General features: G+C 71.8%; 2 protein-coding genes. Both read right to left on the bottom strand.

Annotated elements, in window-relative coordinates; translation table 11 throughout:
- A partial coding sequence (locus HMPREF3115_RS02510) for a DUF3106 domain-containing protein (protein ID WP_070553349.1) occupies positions 1–620 on the bottom strand: 620 nt, incomplete at its 3' end.
- Positions 621–646: 26 nt separating this feature from the next.
- On the bottom strand, positions 647–955 hold a 309-nt coding region (locus HMPREF3115_RS02505), incomplete at its 5' end, for a DUF3619 family protein (protein WP_070553348.1).

The following is a 955-nucleotide window of genomic DNA, read 5'->3' as shown; positions in this document are numbered from 1 at the left end:
GGGCTGCTGGCCGGCTGCACACGCCCGTTGACGATCCGGCGCACGTCGCGATCGGCGCCGGTCGGCGGCGCGCTGACCACGCTCGGCCGGCGACGGCGCTCGGCGGCCGCCAGGCGTTCCTTCTGTTCCGGCGGCAGCTGCTGATACGCCTTCCACGCGCGTTCGCGCGCCTGCGCGGACAGCGCCTTCGCGCTCTGGTAGTTCTCGCGCGCGACGCGGCGCTGCTCGGGCGTCATCCGCACCCATTCGGACATGCGGGCCTGCAGGCGTTTCTGCGCTTCAGGCGTCATTTTCTGGAAACGTGACGCGATCTTCAGCCATTTGCGCTTGCGTGCTTCGCTGAAGCCGTCCCACTGATCGGCGAACGGCGCGAGCGCCTCGCGCTGCGCCGCGCTCAGGCGCGCCCACGACAGCGGGCCGTTGGCGACCGGCAGCGGAAGCGGCAGCGGCGCGAGATCGGCGCCGAGCGCGGTCGCCGCCGACGACGGCGCGGGCGTGCTGGTTGCCGCGGCGGTGGTCGCGGCGGGTGTCGGGTGGAATCGCGGATACGTGGCCACGTACGACACGGCGACTGCGATCACGCATCCGAAAAATACGGCCAGGCCGCGCTTCTGACTCACCCGTGCGATCCCCTCGTTGTTGTCTGTTAGCGTGCGTGCGAAAGATACGCGTTGAACCCGTGGTCGAGATAGGCGTTGAGCGGCAGGTCGTCGCTGAGCATGGCCGCGTCGATGTCGGCGAGCTCGGCGGTGCGCTGCATGTCTTCCCAGTACGCGATGCCGACGAGCCCGGCCAGCAGCAGCGCGAGCGGCCATGCGCGCAGCAGGCGGCGCGCGAACGACGCCTGCGGACGGTTCGCGCGGACGGGTGCATGCGCGCCGGCCGCGCCGGCGAAGGCGGGCACGAACACCGGCGCGGTGGCCGCTTCGGGTTTCTTGCGCGCGAGCGCGGCGCG

The sequence above is a fragment of the Burkholderia sp. HMSC10F09 genome, assembly GCF_001806955.1.
In the GTDB taxonomy this organism is placed as follows: Bacteria; Pseudomonadota; Gammaproteobacteria; order Burkholderiales; family Burkholderiaceae; genus Burkholderia; species Burkholderia multivorans.
This window is presented reverse-complemented; position numbering and strand designations above follow the sequence as displayed.